At 48.5% G+C, this 17,367-nt stretch carries 15 protein-coding genes; 11 read left to right on the forward strand and 4 right to left on the reverse strand.

Features of this window, described 5'->3' with window-relative positions:
• Nucleotides 1-48 precede the first annotated feature (48 nt).
• The 9 genes from hemH (at nt 49) to ACO6UX_RS16630 (ending at nt 9,298) form a co-directional block, all read left to right on the forward strand.
• Nucleotides 49-1,071, forward strand: a complete 1,023-nt coding sequence (gene hemH, locus ACO6UX_RS16590) for a ferrochelatase (RefSeq protein WP_422449446.1) — start codon at nt 49-51, stop codon at nt 1,069-1,071.
• A 431-nt stretch (nt 1,072-1,502) separates the two neighbouring features.
• A complete protein-coding gene (locus ACO6UX_RS16595) occupies nt 1,503-3,056 on the forward strand; it encodes a 2-isopropylmalate synthase (RefSeq protein ID WP_422449448.1) in 1,554 nt (517 codons plus the stop codon).
• A 123-nt stretch (nt 3,057-3,179) separates the two neighbouring features.
• Nucleotides 3,180-4,112 (forward strand): hypothetical protein, encoded by a 933-nt coding sequence (locus ACO6UX_RS16600; RefSeq protein WP_422449450.1) that lies wholly within the window; start codon nt 3,180-3,182, stop codon nt 4,110-4,112.
• Nucleotides 4,113-4,142: 30 nt separating this feature from the next.
• The gene (gene rimI / locus ACO6UX_RS16605) at nt 4,143-4,610 is read left to right on the forward strand and encodes a ribosomal protein S18-alanine N-acetyltransferase (protein ID WP_422449452.1); all 468 of its coding nucleotides are present in this window, start codon (nt 4,143-4,145) and stop codon (nt 4,608-4,610) included.
• A gap of 264 nt (nt 4,611-4,874) precedes the next feature.
• Nucleotides 4,875-5,846, forward strand: coding sequence for a GIY-YIG nuclease family protein (locus tag ACO6UX_RS16610; protein WP_422449454.1), 972 nt, complete (start codon nt 4,875-4,877; stop codon nt 5,844-5,846).
• Between the two features lie 67 nt (nt 5,847-5,913).
• The gene (locus ACO6UX_RS16615; protein WP_422449456.1) at nt 5,914-6,114 is read left to right on the forward strand and encodes a hypothetical protein; all 201 of its coding nucleotides are present in this window, start codon (nt 5,914-5,916) and stop codon (nt 6,112-6,114) included.
• A gap of 66 nt (nt 6,115-6,180) precedes the next feature.
• On the forward strand, nt 6,181-7,278 hold the full coding sequence (trmA, locus tag ACO6UX_RS16620; RefSeq protein WP_422449458.1) for a tRNA (uridine(54)-C5)-methyltransferase TrmA: 1,098 nt from the start codon (nt 6,181-6,183) through the stop codon (nt 7,276-7,278).
• Nucleotides 7,279-7,361: 83 nt separating this feature from the next.
• Entirely contained in the window at nt 7,362-8,540 is a 1,179-nt protein-coding gene (locus tag ACO6UX_RS16625) for a hypothetical protein (protein WP_422449460.1), read from the forward strand.
• Nucleotides 8,541-8,629: 89 nt separating this feature from the next.
• Nucleotides 8,630-9,298, forward strand: coding sequence for a SanA/YdcF family protein (locus tag ACO6UX_RS16630; RefSeq protein WP_422449462.1), 669 nt, complete (start codon nt 8,630-8,632; stop codon nt 9,296-9,298).
• 121 nt (nt 9,299-9,419) lie between these two features.
• Here the strand turns inward: ACO6UX_RS16630 and ACO6UX_RS16635 are convergent, their stop codons facing one another.
• The 4 genes from ACO6UX_RS16635 to ACO6UX_RS16650 form a co-directional block, all read right to left on the reverse strand.
• A complete protein-coding gene (locus ACO6UX_RS16635; RefSeq protein WP_101744791.1) occupies nt 9,420-10,127 on the reverse strand; it encodes a CpsD/CapB family tyrosine-protein kinase in 708 nt (235 codons plus the stop codon).
• On the reverse strand, nt 10,124-12,967 hold the full coding sequence (locus tag ACO6UX_RS16640; RefSeq protein WP_422449464.1) for an SLBB domain-containing protein: 2,844 nt from the start codon (nt 12,965-12,967) through the stop codon (nt 10,124-10,126). Before ACO6UX_RS16640 ends, ACO6UX_RS16635 begins: the two co-directional genes overlap by 4 nt.
• On the reverse strand, nt 12,964-13,311 hold the full coding sequence (locus tag ACO6UX_RS16645; protein WP_422449466.1) for a hypothetical protein: 348 nt from the start codon (nt 13,309-13,311) through the stop codon (nt 12,964-12,966). The genes ACO6UX_RS16640 and ACO6UX_RS16645 overlap by 4 nt, the downstream gene beginning before the upstream one ends.
• Nucleotides 13,312-13,501: 190 nt before the next feature.
• Nucleotides 13,502-13,834 (reverse strand): STAS domain-containing protein, encoded by a 333-nt coding sequence (locus tag ACO6UX_RS16650; RefSeq protein WP_209199922.1) that lies wholly within the window; start codon nt 13,832-13,834, stop codon nt 13,502-13,504.
• Between the two features lie 338 nt (nt 13,835-14,172).
• Here ACO6UX_RS16650 and ACO6UX_RS16655 point away from each other — a divergent pair, with 338 nt between their 5' ends.
• Entirely contained in the window at nt 14,173-16,269 is a 2,097-nt protein-coding gene (locus ACO6UX_RS16655) for a putative bifunctional diguanylate cyclase/phosphodiesterase (RefSeq protein ID WP_422449469.1), read from the forward strand.
• Entirely contained in the window at nt 16,262-17,365 is a 1,104-nt protein-coding gene (locus ACO6UX_RS16660) for a glycosyltransferase family 4 protein (protein WP_422449471.1), read from the forward strand. Before ACO6UX_RS16655 ends, ACO6UX_RS16660 begins: the two co-directional genes overlap by 8 nt.
• Nucleotides 17,366-17,367 lie beyond the last annotated feature (2 nt).

Below are 17,367 nucleotides of genomic sequence, written 5' to 3' on the forward strand. Positions count from 1 at the left end.
AAAGGAATTGGCGGTACTTCTGACAAATCATAGAGAGCTCTTTAGCCCATGGAAAACAGAGGCGTTTTGCTGGTTAATCTGGGGTCACCGGACAGCACATCTGTTGAAGATGTTCGAAACTATCTCAATGAGTTTTTGATGGACAAGCATGTGATTGACCTGCCATGGGTGATTCGCAGGCTTATCCTCAGCCTTTTTATCTTACCTTCCCGTCCGGCAAAATCCGCTGAAGCTTACAGCGCCATCTGGACTGAGCAGGGCTCACCACTCATTGTCAACAGCGAAAAGTGCGCGGAACAGCTCAGAGAGCGCACCAGCATCCCGATTGAGCTGGCCATGCGCTACGGCAAACCGGATATGGCAAAGGCTCTGAGCAATCTGGCAAAGCAACCGGGCATCGAAGAGATCCTGCTGTTCCCACTCTACCCACACTACGCCATGTCATCGGTAAAAACCGTGATTGAACGGGCCAAAAGCCTGATGCAGGAAATGGGCATCACCCTGCCACTTCGTGTCCACCCGGTGTTCTATGATCACGATGGCTACATTGAAGCGCTGGTCGAAAGTGCAAAGCCCTGGCTGGAAAAAGAGTTTGATCACCTGGTGTTCAGCTACCATGGCGTACCAGAGCGCCACATTACAAAAGATGACCCAACCGGCAATCACTGCCTGAAAGATAAAAGCTGCTGCCAGAAAACCTCCATTGCTCACAAAACCTGCTATCGACATCAGGTATATCAGACAACAGAGGCCTTTGTTGAAAAAGCAGGCGTCCCGATCGATAAATACAGCGTTGGCTTCCAGTCCCGACTGGGAAAAGCCAAGTGGCTGGAGCCAAATACTCTCGATGTTCTCAAGCAACTGGCGGATCAAGGAGCCAGAAAAGTACTGGTTATCTGCCCTTCTTTTGTTTCTGACTGCCTGGAAACGCTGGAAGAAATCGGCATAGGGGCCAAAGAGGAGTTTATTAAAGCCGGGGGTCAATCACTGGAACTCATTCCCTGCCTGAATGATCATCCAGCCTGGATAGACCTGTTGAAGCAATGGTCAGAACACCCTCTGACTCATTGATGATAAAAGTGAGTGGGCATGAAACATGCCCTCCACCCCATATCCATCTTGTATCCTGCAAACTCTGCCTTTATAGTACAACTACCTGGCCGATCTACGTATTTCCCTCAAGAGAAGGGCGCAATGAGTAGCGTGATAAACTGGCAAAGACAGTACGTTGATATAAAAAGTAATAATAAGACTTCTTACCAAGAGGGAGTTTTTCTCCTGCCTGAAACTCTCTTTGCTCCTGCTCGCCTGCTACTTCTACTACTGCCTTAGGGCATATTAATTACTATCTCCCCAACTACCCGGCCTTGATGGCCAACCCGCAAGACCACTGATAAAGCGGACTTGCCAGACAAGTTTGCTGCGCACACAAAACAAGTAACAGCAGCATAGCCAATAAGAAATTGACCAGCCTTTCGGACAGCAAAGGCAAAGGATACACCATGAACAACAATCAAGTTGTGATTTTTGATACCACCCTGCGCGATGGAGAGCAAAGCCCCGGCGCAGCCATGACCCGTGATGAAAAATTACGTATAGCCAGAACCCTGGAAAAACTGCGGGTAGATGTTATTGAAGCCGGTTTCGCCATGGCCAGCCCGGGTGACTTTGAAGCTGTCAAAGCCATTGCCACCAATATCACAGAAAGCACGGTATGCAGCCTCTCCAGGGCACTGGAAAAAGATATTGACCGGGCCGCCGAAGCCCTGAAACCAGCCAGAAGTGGCCGGATTCATACCTTTATTGCCACCTCTCCCATCCATATGCAGCACAAATTGTGCATGAACCCGGACGATGTGATCAAACAGGCCGTATTTGCCGTCAAACGGGCCAGAAATCACATTGACGATGTTGAGTTTTCCTGTGAAGACGCCGGCCGCTCCGAAATAGATTTTTTGTGCCGTATTATTGAAGCAGCCATTGATGCCGGTGCCAGAACCATCAATATTCCGGATACCGTTGGCTACGCCCTGCCACACCAGTTTGGAGAAACCATCAAAACCCTGATGGAACGTATCCCAAACGCTGATAAAGCCATCTTCTCCGTTCACTGCCACAATGACCTTGGCCTGGCTGTAGCTAACTCACTGTCTGCCGTTGTGAACGGGGCACGTCAGGTTGAATGCACCATCAATGGATTAGGGGAAAGAGCGGGCAATGCCTCGCTTGAAGAGATTGTCATGGCCCTGAAAACCCGGTCGGATTGTCTGGGAGTAACCACCGGCATTAACACCACTCAGATTGTACCGGCCTCACGACTGGTTTCCTCCATCACCGGCTTCCCGGTTCAACCCAACAAAGCCATCGTGGGAGCCAACGCCTTTGCCCACGAGTCTGGCATCCATCAGGATGGTGTACTGAAGCACCGGGAAACCTATGAAATCATGTCTGCCGAAGATGTCGGCTGGAATACCAACCGGCTGGTACTTGGTAAACTGTCTGGTCGCAATGCCTTCAAAACCCGAATGGAGGAACTGGGCATATCGTTCAGCAGCCAGGACGACCTGAATGATGCCTTCCAGCGTTTTAAAGTTCTGGCGGACAAAAAATCGGAAATCTACGACGATGACCTTCAGGCACTGGTGAGTGATGCCCGCAGCAGCAGCGAGCTGGTGGAGAAATATAAACTGATCGATCTGAATGCCAGCTCAAAAATTGGCAAAACACCGGAAGCAACACTCACCCTGGCAATCAACGGAAAACAGCAGACGGTATCCAGCAGCGGTGATGGTCCTGTTGACGCCATATTCAAAGCCATTGAAAAGCTGGCAAACTCCCGGGCCAGACTGGCATTGTATAATGTCAGCGCCATCACAACAGGTACTGACTCCCAGGGTAAAGTCTCTGTCCGGCTTGAGAAAAACGGGCAGATTGTCAATGGCTCCGGGGCTGACACCGATATCGTCATTGCTTCCGCCAAAGCCTACATCCATGCCCTCAACCTGCTGGAAGCCGATATCACCAAAGCCAATCCACAAACCGGGGGAACGGTTTAATCAATTTGGTTTGATTAAAATGCCAACAGGATCTTTCAATGATACTATTGGCTTTTTAATCTTCCTTCTGCTCTTACCCTTGAGAGCAGTAACCGTAAATAGCGGCAACCATTGAGAACCGACATGCAGGGCGAAACCGTTGACCACCCTTCACCATCCAACAGTGATCAGGCTGTCGACAGTTCTGCAGCAAACATTCAGATTGCCCACCGGGAAAAACTCAGACAGAACTATTTGGGAGCCATGGGCATACAAACCTGGTTTCCCAGGTATCAACTGACCAATGCTCAACCGGCCAGACCTTTTGACTGGATAGCAGAGGACGCCCGGGCACTTGCCGAAGCAGAGTCAGCTCAGGCTGTTTCTGGCACTGAAATCAGCTCAGCGTTTAACCAGCAGAATGCCAGAGAGCAGCCCCAGACAGGATACTCGCCGACCAAGCCAGCAGATATCCTTGGGCAATTTATTACCCCATCCAAACCTGTTGAGGACATCAAACAGGAAGCTCAACCTTCACCAGAGCCTGTAAAACAGCTGTCAGGCTCCGTCAGCAAATTCCGTCTGGTGATAAAACCCGTCAGCGATGACTGCCTTGTGGTGGCCGAAATGCCACACTCCGGGCTCAACCAATTCAGCCGCTACCATCAACGCCTTTTAGATGACATTCTCAGAGCACTCAAGCTCAACCCGGAAGGTGCACAGACTGTTCGTGAATTTGTCTGGCCCATGAGCGAAAGCCGGGGCCTGCTGAGCCAACTAAGCCAGGATGACTACGCTGCCGCCGATGCCGTCTGTGCTTATCTGAGCAACCAATACGGCTTATCCCGCAGAAAGGTGATTCTGTTATTTGGACAGTCAGCGGCCAGGTTTGTTATGGACCCGGAAAAAGATTTTGAGCAACTACGGGGCATCCAGCCGGGCACTCATACAGGCCAGTGGTTTGCTGTAACCCATGGGCTGAATGAACTGATGAAACAGTCCATACTCAAAAGGGAAGCATGGCAGGATCTGGCTCCGCTACTCACCAAAACACCAGACACACAGGGCAATGCCTGAAGATCAAACGATTCAGATAAATCATCAACCATGACACAACCCTCACTCACGTTTCGCCCCATGCTGGAAAGTGACCTGGAACAGGTCAATGCCGTGGAGCAACAGTCAGCAGAACACCCCTGGCGAAAAGCACACTTTTCCGCCAGCCTGTCCTCCGGCTATACCTGCGAACTGGCAGTGCTTGATGGCAGAATTGTAGGACACTGCGTCATGATGACGGTAGCCGGCGAAGCCAGCATTCTGATTCTGACGGTGGACAAATCTTTTCAACGGCGAGGTATCGGTCGGCAGCTATTGCAACACATGCTGCAGACAGCAGGACAGTCTGGCTGCAACACCATTCTGCTTGAAGTCCGCCGCTCCAATATCAAAGCCTTCAACCTTTATCTTCATGAAGGCTTCAGCGAGATCGGCATCAGGAAAAACTATTACCCCATGGGCAGGGGTTGGGAAGATGCCATCGTGATGGCAATGGAACCTGATACTTTCCTCAGCTGACAACAACTGACAACAACTGAAAACAACAGCTGCTCTGGAAGCGACTTATTCCTAATAAACTCGTCAAGTTACCGCATTAAACGACAATTGCATCGTATTAGCGCAATGGGTCTTCGTGTGAACGATAAAGTCATCGACCAGGCTTCAAAATCAAACCGGACATCGTAAAAAAAAACTACAAAATACGAGCTTTCCACCCCTGCACAGGGATAAATTGACAGGTATAATCGCGCCCCTGTTTCAGTCACAGCAAGGTCTTAAGCGTTGATTATCTTTACCGTCACCAACAAAACCACCTCTCAAGTCTATGTTGGGTCAACCCGCAATGACCTGGTTGACCAATGGGAAAAAATGGTGGCTGCAGCCGAGCAGAATCTTGACTACCCGCTATACCAGGAGATCCGTGTACACGGCAGGGATGGCTTTGTCGTTGAAGAGTGGGATTTCGTAGAAGACCGCAATGAGCTGAACGCGCTTGAACAGGAAGCCATTGAAACGCTGGGTGCTCGCAGTCTCCGTGGCTATAAAACCAGCACCGTCAAGATCCAGCCTAAAAAGAAAACACGAACCCGCAAGTCCAGCGTGGAAAAAGAGCTTGCCAGCATCTTTGACGAGTTCGACGGCGACATGGATGACTTTGATGAGATTTCTCCAGAGCCGAAAAAGCAGACGGAAGAGAAAACCGCAACACCACAACAGCCCGGCATTGCACAACCAGTGACGCCTGTTTCTGTTGAACGCGTCAGATCACCGGACATCAAACTGGATGTTTCTACCGCACAGGAAAACGCAGCAGAGGCCCGGAAAGAAAAGCTGGTGGCAAAACCGGAAAACGGCTCTCAGGTGAATGCCGTTGTGCAAATGAACAACATCTGTCTCAGCGACGACATTTCGGCCCAGCTTGAAGCCATTCAGGCAGCAGCCAACGCCGTCCTGTCAGGAGACAGCAATGCGGTTGAACTCCTCAACAGCAAACCAGCCGCTCCCGTAACGGTTGAGATCGAAGTGGCTGAACCGCAGCCTGAGCCAGTGAAAGCGGCTGAACCAGAGATCATTATTGAGCTTGACCCACGGGAACAACGCATCCGCGAAGCCATTGAGCGGCACCGCAAAGCCAGGGCCCAGAAGACGTCGGATAGCCAGGCATCCGATCGCCAGCAAATTGAACAACTGCTGGCAGAACTCACCGCAAGAGCCATGGGCATGAATAGCCAGAGCGTGGCTGTCGCTGCCTGATTCCTTATACCGGCATTTTCTTCCCCTGAACGTGCCGGCCACCCTACCTCACATCTATACTTGGGCTATGAACAAGCCCAACGATCGCTCACTTGAACATCTTCAACGAACACTTCCTGACAAACTCCGGGCAGCCTGCCATGTTCTGCAACGATTTGAGCAGAGAATGATTCTGATCAGCCATCGCAGTGATCAAATCGCCTTAAAAATGCAGCAAATCCGGAAAGACATCCAGCAGTCAATGCATGGCCACTCAAATCAATCATAAACCACGCTTCACGCCCATGCTATTACGGCCCATAATATGGGCCGTTTTTATTTGATCACGAGCGCTATGTCCCTACCAACAGTCCAACCCGAAAGGTATGAACAGCAACTGGCCCAAAAGGCCAGCAGCATTTGCAGCGAGTTTGCCGAATTCAATATGCCTGAACTGGAACTTTTCCGCTCCAGGTCGGACCATTACCGGATGAGAGCAGAGTTTCATGTCTGGCATGAGGGCGATCACTGCTACTACCGAATGTTCGACCCAAAAACCAGACAGCCCTTTGAAGTCACCTCTTTTCCCAGTGGCTCCGAAACCATTAACCGGTTAATGATGCCTTTGATGGAGGCCATCATCACCAGCAGCCATCTGAAGAAACGGCTTTTTCAGGTTGAATTTCTCACCACCCAGACAAAGGAAGCCCTGGTGTCACTGATCTATCACCGCCAGCTGGATGATCAGTGGAAGCAGGAAGCGACAGCACTCCAGGAACAGTTTGGCATTGCCATTATTGGACGTGCCCGCAAACAGAAACTGGTGCTGGATAAAGACTATGTCACTGAAACTTTGACCGTGGATGGCAAACCATTCCATTACACCCAAGTAGAAAACAGTTTTACCCAGCCTAATGCCAGTGTTAATGAGCACATGCTTGCCTGGGCCAGTGGCACCGCACGAGCGATTACGTCCGACCGTAGCAGTGATCTGTTAGAGCTCTATTGCGGAAATGGTAATTTCACCTGCGTGCTTGCCAGACATTTTACCCGGGTACTGGCCACTGAAATTGCCAAAACCTCAGTCCATTCGGCCCGGGAAAACTTTAAGCTGAATAATGTAGAGAACGTAGAAATCGCCCGTCTATCCAGTGAGGAGTTGACCCAGGCCATGAACAGGGAACGGGCATTTCGCCGCCTGAGTGAGATCGACCTGGACAGCTATGATTTCTCAACCATTCTGGTGGATCCTCCCAGGGCAGGTCTCGATGAAGGAACAGAAAAGCTGGTGCAGAATTTCGACAATATCCTGTACATTTCCTGCAACCCTGAAACGCTCAGGAAAAATCTGTCAACCATTTGCCAGACCCATAGAATCGAAAAAATCGCCCTTTTTGACCAGTTCCCATACACTCATCATGCTGAAATGGGCGTTCATCTGATTCGGAAATAGTCAGATTTACACTCCCCGGCGGGACTCCTACTTTGATTCTTAGGAAGAAAAAGTTTTAAGGAAGTTCTCCGGGGTAGCCTCACGTGAAAAACAACAAGCTGAAATATCTGCCAGCATCCATCATTTTCTCTGTTTTCTGGCTTTTCTTTGCACCGACTTCTTACAGCAGCGATGCGGACTATATCAAAACTGCGGTATTGTTCGTGGCCTATGACCAGGGTGAAAGCAACGCATTCCTGCGTATTCAGGAAAAACTGAAAAACGCCAATATTCCCTACCGGATATTGGCGATGGGTCGTGCTGCTGAAGTCTTCAAAAATGACCCGGCTCTGATTCCATTCGATAGATTGACCCACAACGAAGCGCTGTATGAAAATCGCGACCATCTGCTGAACCAGAAGCTGGTTTACCAACTCGCTGAAAGCATCTCCACCAAAATTGTCTATACCGGTATGGCAAGTCGGGCACAGGCTCAGATTGCCAATATCTGGGAGAGAAGAGGTGCCAGGGTCATCGCATTTTATGATAATTTTGAGCCAGTTGATTCCATCAGCTATGTACAGCCTTTTTTAGAAGAGCTGAGCTACCTGGACGAGTTCCATGTCCCCAGTAAAACCACCGCGCTTAGCTTTCAGAGCATCGCTGCCTCCCTGGGAGCAGCAGTGACCGTTACCGGACAGCCCGCACTGGAAGACTGGGACAAAGTCTATGATGAGACCGATATTTTCCTATTACGCGACACCCTCAATATACACCCGGAGCAGCCTGTAGTGTTGTTTGCCGGTGATTACAGCAGCAGCTATCCCAAGGCTTTTCAAACCTTTATTGCAGCAACAAGGAAGCTGCCCAACATTCTTTTTCTGGTTTCATATCACCCCAAGTTTGATGGTGAGCTTGAGCGCAGGATCATTGAGGCTCAATCGGACGGCAATGTCCATCTGTTACACCACGGCACTTATTCCACCGCATCACTGAGCACCATTGCCTCTGCGGTTATTGTCCATAAATCATCCGTCGCCCAGCAGGCCATCTACCGGGGCAAGCCGGTCATCTATGTGGCTGATGAAAACTATCAGAACCTGATGCTGACCGAACAGCTGGCCATTCGCGCATCAAACCCGGATCCTTTGGCCGTCATGATTTATGCTCACATCAGGGGCTTCAGGCCACCGGCGGTTGCCGAAAGCCTGGGCATACCGGATGCGCCCAGCAAAACCATAACAAAGCTGATGATTGATGAGCTAAGACGAATGTCTGATTAAAAATAGAGAGTTTTTTGATTCACTGGCTTTATAGAATGTACGCAATGTGATCTACTCAGGAATGATGTGACTCGCATTGAAGGTATACGATGGGTGTCCGAATACCCCATGTACTGATTTTTGTCAGGCTGGCCATTCTCTCTACCATTGTCTTGCTGGCATTGACTGTACTTTGCAACTTGATGGTGGCCAGGGCAACCAATAACGCCCTGTACTCTAACCTGAGCAAGCTCCCCTATAATCAGGTTGGTGTTTTGCTGGGTACCAGCAAATACTCTCGCCTGGGCGGCTTTAATGACCACTACCGGCTCCGGCTGGAAGCAGCCTTCCAACTCTACCAAGCGGGTAAGATTGATTACATTCTCATCAGCGGCGATAACAGCACCCGTTTTTACGATGAACCAAGCACCATAAGGCGTGACCTGCTCAAGAAAGGCGTCCCTGCAGAACGCATATATCGGGATTATGCCGGTTTCAGAACGCTTGATTCCGTTCTCAGGGCACATCATGTTTTTGATTTGGATAGCTTTACTATTATTTCCCAGGCTCCACACAATAAGCGGGCTCTGTATATCGCCATGAATCATGATATTGACGCCATTGCCTTTAATGCTGGCGAGGGCTATGACATTGATATCAGCAATAGAGCCAGAGAGATGCTTGCCAGAGTGCTGGCTGTGCTGGAGGTACATTTTCTCAATACTGGCCCTAAATTCCTTGGCCCGACCATTGAGATTGGTGTTACGCCCCCTACCTGATAAACAATACCGTTTTCATCTATCTACGGGACAAAACACTACCAGCAGAGCCCCTTTGATATTTCACTGTGTGCTACGACAACCTGTTTGATGACGCAGATAACCAAAGGGAACACAGCCCCTAAAGGTCAATATTAAAGAACGAAGATTTTTTAACGTAATTTCTGACTTTCTGCATGGCATTAGGAAACCAGTTGTCCAGGCGACGGGTTTCCCGGCAAATTTCATCCGCCAGACGAGGATTTAGAAAATCATTATAAACAACACCTACTAATGACACATCATGCTGGGTCAGCCTGTCCAGTGCTGTTTTGAATTGTGTTTGTCGAGTCACTCCAGCCATGACGATCATGATTGTTCCATCAACCATGGCACAAATGGACTCTGCGGGAATATTATTACGATTCCTGGCATTTACCGGGGAGGTATCAAAAATCACCGCGTCATAGTTTTCCAGCCAATGCTCCATAAGCTTGCTCATGTTGGTAATACTGCGAAATCCAAGCACATCCGTATCACAAGGAGCCGGCAGTATATCCAGGTTCACATCGTCCGAACGCATAATACAGCCATCAGCAGACTGAGGATTGGGCAACCAGTCGGTATGAATATGCCCGGAAATATCACCCAGTTCAGGGTGCAGCATGTTCACTTCCACCAGTAACGTTCGCTTGCCATCGATTTCACTGCGCTGACTTAACGCATAAGCCAGGGTACTGCAGCCCTCTTCCGCATTGGCGGAAGTAATAGCGACCGAACGCAACCCTTTACCAATACTGTTGCCATATACCTCTTCAATCTCCAGATAGTTAATGGGTAGCTTGATCATGGCGTAAACCATCCCAGATTGGTGAGGAATTGAATTACCGTCAAAACAGCGGCCGCATCAGCAACCAGCCCCATGAGAACATTCCAGTTTGATTGTGATAATTCTGGCACAAAGACCGTATCACCAGCCCTTAACACCGGTAACCGTGAAGCATCCGGGTCTTTCATAAATTCCACCAGATCAAATGTCGCCGTCCGGTTCTCACAACAGGAACTGTTGACTATGAGTATTTTCTCAACATAAGCGGTCTCCTTTGGTCCTTTCGCCTCTGCCAGTAAATCCAGAATGGTCATGTTATTGGTAAATTCATAACGGCCTGAGACAAAAACAGCACCCATAATCCTGACCGTATCTTCAGGTTTTTTCTCAACCCATTTACGTGCTCTGGATGGGAAAAAGATAGAGTCACCGGGTTTCACTTTTGGTAGCAAACTGTCATCACCCGTTTCAAAATATCTCACAAGGTCAAACTTGGTGACTCTGGGAGCTCCCTCATTGCGATGAACGATTCGAATCTGGCTCAGGTCTGCTTCTTCTGAAGGTCCTGAAGTAGCACCGACTATATCCAGAAAGCCCATTTCATTGTTAAAAGCGTAGCGCCCCGGTGTTTTAACAGCACCCATAACGTAGATGGCATTTTCCTTTGGTAACTTAACCCAGCTGGAAGTATTGGCTGATGGGTTCTCCGGCAACTCGGGAATAACGATCGTTGTACCACCCGTCAGTTGAGGCATATCTGACCATGACCCACCAACTTCAATAAACTCCTGCATATTGAACTCAATGATATTCCGCTGATCATTGGGGCCTGGCTTAATAACTTTCACATGGGCGAGGTCTGCTTTATCAGTCGGGCCACCAGCGTTACTGATATAATCCATAAAATCTACCGAAGGTGCCCACTCATAGCGGCCGGGCTTTTTAATAGCCCCGAGTATCTTCAGTGAGTCATCAGTTTCAAGCTTGAGCCAGGACTTATCATCCTCAGGACCTTTTTCGGGGAAAAACACCGCATCGCCCGAGTCAATCGAGGGTATGCTGCTGGTTCGTCCTTCGGTAAAATCCTGAAAGTTAAATGGTACTACTGTACCATTATTTTTCAAAATCCTGACCGAACGAATATCGGCATATTGGGTAGGGCCCCCTGAGCTAGCGAGAATATCCAGAAAACCAACGCCTTCAGATGTTTCGAATGCACCGGGCTTCTGAACCTGTCCCATCACATACACTTTACGCGCGCCACCAGAAACAGAATCAACCTGCTGAGCAACATAGATGGTTGATCCCGGCTCCAACATTGGTAAATCTTCATCTTTTCCACTGTCAAGAAACTTCTTAAGGTCAAACAGCTTGGGCTCTGTACCAGAAAGCAACCGAATCTGTTCAACATTGGCATAGCGGGTAACCCCCCCGCCTTTCAAAATGGCATCCACAACATTAATGCCTTCCTGGTAAGGAAAGCTAACGGGCTTCAGCACTTCACCAAATACCTTGATCACGGTCCTGTCAGAAACAGAATCAAGCGCCTTATCATCTACGGCTCTGGGCTCTCCGTGCACACTGCTCAAACCAGGTGAGGTAGGCACAAAAATCTCATCCAGAGACTTTATCTCCGGAAGAACAGAGGGGTCCCCGGTATCCAGATAGCGTTTAAAGTTAAAGACGTTTTTCTTACCATCCCTTCTCAACTGAAGCCTATCCAGCTGGGCACCATCAACGAAGCCCCCTGCCTCGGTAATCGCCATTTGGATATTACCGGTACTGGGCAGTTCGACCTCACCCGGGTTGTTGACAAAACCCAATACAGTGATCAGTAGCCGTTTTTCCTTCAAATGAATGGTCAGTTTATCAAGCCCGAGAAACACATCGGACAACGCCGTATAAATGGCTTTATCTGCAGCCCTTAACGTAAGGTCGGCTACTTTCAACTGCCCTACTTCAGGCAGGTGGATAGTCCCATCTCTGCCAATAAGGAAGTTCGTATTAAACCCCTCTTCCCCCGGCAGCCCTATAACCAGAATATCCCCTGACTGCAACTGATAATGTACAGGGTCTCTCGTCCGCCCTGATGATTTATCAACCTCAACGCCTGATACGTCAGCTACTTCCGGGGTAGCCACCTCCGCAGTCGCCGATTCTGGCCCCGTCAGAACAGTCTCCTCTTCGCTTACCGGTGCAGCCAACATGTGAGCTTCTATGCCAGCGCTTTGATTGTTTTTCAAACCAGGTTGAGGTGAAACTTCTTTTTTACTGCCCGTCTGCTTCTGCGGATCAACTGTTTTTTCAGGAGTTTTCTCCCGTAAAGAAATCAGCACAGCATCATCGGCTTCCAGCTGCCATTCCCCTGACTGTGCGGCTGGCACTTTAATATGCTGGCTGTTCCTGATCAGGGTAAAATCTGCATCAACATCAGTATCGTCAAAAAAAGTGTGGTACGAATTAAGACTGGTTAACAATGAGTCAATGGGAAAAGGGTACTTCCCGGGATTTTGGATATCACCGAGGATGGCAATGTTGATCAAACGTTCCGGGGCAATATAGTTTATGCTCTCTACATTATAAGATTCACCAGTTTTACTGAGTATTTCAGAGGAAGCAGCCTCTTCATCCATTCCCATCAAATTGAGAACCATTCCATCAGGAAAAGTGACTGCCACCGCCTCATCAACTCGAAGAAGCGGCACAGATTCTCCACCATCACTCAGCTTTATGAGGAACACTCCACCTTTTTCGATGGGTGCATTGGCAAGTACTCCGCCAGAATAGACGACGAATAACAGGAGAACTGCCAGAGTCTGCAATAGCCTGCTGCAAATACCTGTGCAATGGAGAGTCTTCATTGAGGCACCCGCATAAACAGCCATAAATTTACAGGTCTTGGCCAGTCTGAAAGCCCCAGAACAGAGTCTTTCGACCGTAATGGTTTGTGGCCCTCTTGAATCAGCCCTGAAGCATACTGTAAAGGGCATCCGCCATCTTCAGCCATCGCCTCCATGATCAAACGAACCTTTTCCAGGGCCACAAATGATTCACTGAGTTGATGACTGGCATCGCCCAGAAGGTCACCATCAATCTCATGCCTGATAAGCCGATGCTTATCATTGATTAAGCTCATCTGCCCGGGAAGGCAATATTCACCACCAGCGTCTTTGAGCTCAATATATCTGGATTGGCTGATATTCAATAACTTAATCACATGAGACCGGTTAATATCCCTGATATTGCGTTTTTCATCAACTGTAAGGCTAAAATCACGGTCAGCATGAAATGGCCATAGAAATGAGCATGAGGAGAGTAAAGGAAATAAAAAACAAACAAACAGATACCCGGCAGATTTACCACCCGATATCAAAATAGAAAAAAATAAAAATAATTTATTTTTTCGACAGATACTCTTCAATACTCTCATATTGCTTGATCGTCTGGTTAATCCTGAGCATTGTCAATAACTCGTCAGGCTTTCCATTAACACCAAGCAATCCAAGATTTCTGCTCTCAGTCTTTAGACGCTTATAAAGAAAAACCAGCGCACCGATGCCTGAAGAATCAAGTTCATTAACAGAACTCATATCAACAAGGACATCTCCTGCACACTCTTTAATTAAATGATCAAAGTGACCTCTAACCTCATTCACTGTCTCTGCATTGAATTTGTTATGCAATTCAATAATATCACAGCTGCTGGCTTGATAAGTCGCGTAATCCATTACCTGTTACTCCCAACTTCAATACTTCTTATTATTTACCTGATAAAAGTAAAACATAATTTTACACAACACACATTCAATTAGATTAGACAAAAGAACAGAGATGCATTCTGTAAAAGTCATATTTTAAAGAAAAGAGCAAAAGATCATGAAATAGTCTCGGGAATTAAAAAATAATTAAAATTTCATTTTTTTATAAAACACAAATCTGAGCAAACCCTATAGTTAATTCGTAAGGCTGTAAAAAATACCAACCAGACAACACGCCTTAATGCATTCAGACATGAAGCTGTATCCAAATAACTCTGAATCGATGGCTAATTATTAAAGTTATTTTTATGGATACCCAGAAGGGCGTGCATTCTGCAGAACACTTATCCATCAAACTGCTTAAAGCGGTCCTTCTCTGTGCCTGCACATTAGGCATATTACTAAGCCTTGTGCAGGTGTTTCTGGATGCTCACCTGTCCAGCGCTGATATTGATCGAAAAGCCCGGGAATTGCTGGCAATGATTCATGATCCCGCCAGCAAGGCGGTTGATCGTCTGGATACCGATATGGGACAAGAAGTGCTCAATGGTCTGCTGGAAATGAAGTCGGTGCAGGTGGCAGCAATACGACTGGATGATACGGCAAATCTGGCCAAGGTAGAGAGGCCCATTTTTGCTTCCCGGTACCGCCTCCTTTCTGACTATATTTTTGACTCCATCCGTACCTACCGTCAGCCACTTGAATCAGGGAAAGAACACTTTGGGGAATTGATTCTCTCCATTGATACGGCCTACGAAGGTAAGGCGTTTATTCAAAGATCCGTCGTTGTGGTATTTGCCGGGATAATCAGGGCCATAGCAATGGCTCTGTTGATGTACCTGATCTGCTCAACGTTGCTGACTCGCCCCATGAATCGTTTGATTCGCCATTTATCAAGTATCGATCCTGAAGCACCGGGACAACAGCAGCTGCCTGTGCCTGAAGGTAATGAAAATAATGAGTTAGGTCTCTGGGTCAGAACGGCCAATAAACTGTTAACATCCATTAACTACCATCAAAGTCTGCGTCAAAAAGCAGAAGCCCGTATCATGCGGCTGTCCCAATATGACTACCTGACCAGACTACCAAATCGCCGCACCCTGCAGAACCAGATCAATACCTTTATCCAAAAGGCCACCAACAAGCATGAGAACATCGCTATTCTCTGCCTCGGACTGGATGACTTTAAATCCCTCAATGCCCAGGTCAACTTCAATGCCGCCGAACATATTCTGGTAAAAGTCTCGGATCGCCTTAGAAACTGCATCGGCAATAAAGCCTATATTGGTCGATTAGGTGAAGATCAGTTTGCCATTATCCAATCAAAGATCGAACAGCCCTACGAGGCTGCTGAGATGGCCCAGTCTCTGATCAGGCAGCTTGACAGACCGTTCGAGATTAACAATGAGCAGCTGACCATCAGTGCTACTGTCGGAATAACGCTCTTTCCTGATGATGGTGAGGATGTCGACACCCTCCTGCAGCAGGCTGAATTTGCCATGATCATGGCCAAGTCCAGAAGCCACAACCGCTACCAGTTCTATGTAGCCACGATTGATACCGAAATCCGCCAGCGCAAGCGGTTGGAAATGGACCTCCACCAGGCCCTTGAAAACCACGAACTCAGCCTGGCGTTCCAGCCACAGTTTAACTATCAAAAAGGCGAGCTGGTGGGTGCCGAGGCCTTGCTGCGCTGGAATCACCCGGAGAAAGGGGTGATCTCACCGGATATGTTCATTCCCATGGCAGAACACAGTCTTGATATTATTCCTATTGGTAACTGGGTTCTGGAGAATGCCTGCCAACAGTTAAACAAGTGGCACCTTGACGGTCATCAAAACCTGCGTCTGGCCGTCAACCTCTCGGCCATTCAGCTGCAGGATCAGAATATTGCTGATCGAATCGCTTTTTTACTGAATAAATACCAGATTCCCCCTGAAACCCTGGAGCTTGAGGTGACAGAAACCTCCATTATTGATGACCTGGAAGCATCGAAAGCCCAGCTCCAGAATATGAAAAACATTGGGGTAACACTGGCACTTGATGACTTTGGAACAGGTTACTCCTCGCTGGGTTACCTTAAACAGTTTCCCTTCGACAAAATCAAAATTGATAAATCCTTTGTCGAAGATCTTCCTGATAACCGCGAAAACTGTGGCATCGTTGAAGCGATTGTTCAGATTGGCAAGAGCTTCGGCCTGAAAGTTCTGGCTGAGGGTGTAGAGACTGTTGAACAGGAAACCTACCTGGCTAACAAAGGCTGTCAGGAAGGACAAGGCTATTACTACGGAAAGCCACTGTCCGCCCACGACTTTATCAGCCTCATATCAAGTCAGCGTGCCTTGTCGGGTAATACGCAGGTAGAGGGCGGAGATTATGAAACGCCGGGAGACAATAATGACTGATCATCCCATTGTCATACTCCTGGACTCCCGACAGGCAGGTGGTATCGAGACCCATGTTTACCAACTTGGCAAAGCGCTGAAAAACAGTGGCTGGCCTGCAGAAATCTGGTTTTACCAGCAATATCAGGCTGAACACCCTCTTGAACAGGCCTTAACAGACTCGGCCCTCCGTTTTCGCTACCTCAGCGGCAAGTTGCCCGGGTTGATCTCAGCACTCAAAAACACACAGCCTCTGTTACTTCACACCCATGGGTACAAAGCCGGTATTGTTGGTCGCCTGGCTTCGGTAGTCACAAGGACGCCTGTTGTTTCCACCTTTCATAATGGTGATCCGGGTGAAGGTATGGTCCGGCTATATTCACTGCTTGATCAGCTGAGCAGCCCCATATCTGAAAATATTGCCGTCAGTGATGAGATTGCCAGAAGATGGATCAGTGCTCCCCATCGGATTGATAACTTTGTGGAGGTTCCGGAACATTATCCCCCCTCGGGAACAGCCATCGCCTTTGTTGGCCGGTTGAGTCACGAGAAAGGTCCTGACTTGTTTCTGCAACTGGCCAAGCACCAGCCACATCTCCCCTTCCGGCTCTATGGCAGTGGCCCAATGGAAGAAATGCTGCAAAAGCAGCAGGTCAATAACGTCATGTTCATGGGACAGGTTCAATCCATGGAAGCCCATTGGCGCGATATTGGCCTGTTGTGTATCACCTCCCGCTTTGAAGGGTTGCCCCTGGTGGCGCTTGAAGCCATGGCTCATGGTGTGCCTGTCCTCAGCTTTCCATTGGGCGGACTTCCGGACCTTATTGTGCAGGGCTTCAATGGCTGGACGTCTCCGATTGGCGACCTTAATGCAATGAGCAATTTACTGCTGTTCTGGGACTCACTGCCAGAGGCCGTAAAGTGGCAAATCAGAGAAGCCTGTATTGCGACAGTGATCAATAACTATTCAAGTCAGGCAATCCTGCCAAAGATTCTTGATGTCTACCAGCAAGCCGTGCAGGCAAAAGGGTACGATTGGCCCAATAACCTCATCAAAGAGTCCCCTGCCCATGGCCTGGCTAATAAGAAACAGGATCGCTCTCAAACGGTTGGATAAAC

It is taken from the genome of Endozoicomonas sp. ALB091 (assembly GCF_049310265.1).
Taxonomy (GTDB): domain Bacteria; phylum Pseudomonadota; class Gammaproteobacteria; order Pseudomonadales; family Endozoicomonadaceae; genus Endozoicomonas.

Coding starts and splice junctions, on each gene's coding strand:
- trmA (WP_422449458.1), top strand. CDS start 6,181: ATGTCCCTACCAACAGTCCAACCCGAAAGGTATGAACAGCAACTGGCC.
- ACO6UX_RS16635 (WP_101744791.1), bottom strand. CDS start 10,127: ATGATCAAGCTACCCATTAACTATCTGGAGATTGAAGAGGTATATGGC.
- ACO6UX_RS16615 (WP_422449456.1), top strand. CDS start 5,914: ATGAACAAGCCCAACGATCGCTCACTTGAACATCTTCAACGAACACTT.
- ACO6UX_RS16640 (WP_422449464.1), bottom strand. CDS start 12,967: ATGAAGACTCTCCATTGCACAGGTATTTGCAGCAGGCTATTGCAGACT.
- rimI (WP_422449452.1), top strand. CDS start 4,143: ATGACACAACCCTCACTCACGTTTCGCCCCATGCTGGAAAGTGACCTG.
- ACO6UX_RS16650 (WP_209199922.1), bottom strand. CDS start 13,834: ATGGATTACGCGACTTATCAAGCCAGCAGCTGTGATATTATTGAATTG.
- hemH (WP_422449446.1), top strand. CDS start 49: ATGGAAAACAGAGGCGTTTTGCTGGTTAATCTGGGGTCACCGGACAGC.
- ACO6UX_RS16660 (WP_422449471.1), top strand. CDS start 16,262: ATGACTGATCATCCCATTGTCATACTCCTGGACTCCCGACAGGCAGGT.
- ACO6UX_RS16630 (WP_422449462.1), top strand. CDS start 8,630: ATGGGTGTCCGAATACCCCATGTACTGATTTTTGTCAGGCTGGCCATT.
- ACO6UX_RS16655 (WP_422449469.1), top strand. CDS start 14,173: ATGGATACCCAGAAGGGCGTGCATTCTGCAGAACACTTATCCATCAAA.
- ACO6UX_RS16600 (WP_422449450.1), top strand. CDS start 3,180: ATGCAGGGCGAAACCGTTGACCACCCTTCACCATCCAACAGTGATCAG.
- ACO6UX_RS16595 (WP_422449448.1), top strand. CDS start 1,503: ATGAACAACAATCAAGTTGTGATTTTTGATACCACCCTGCGCGATGGA.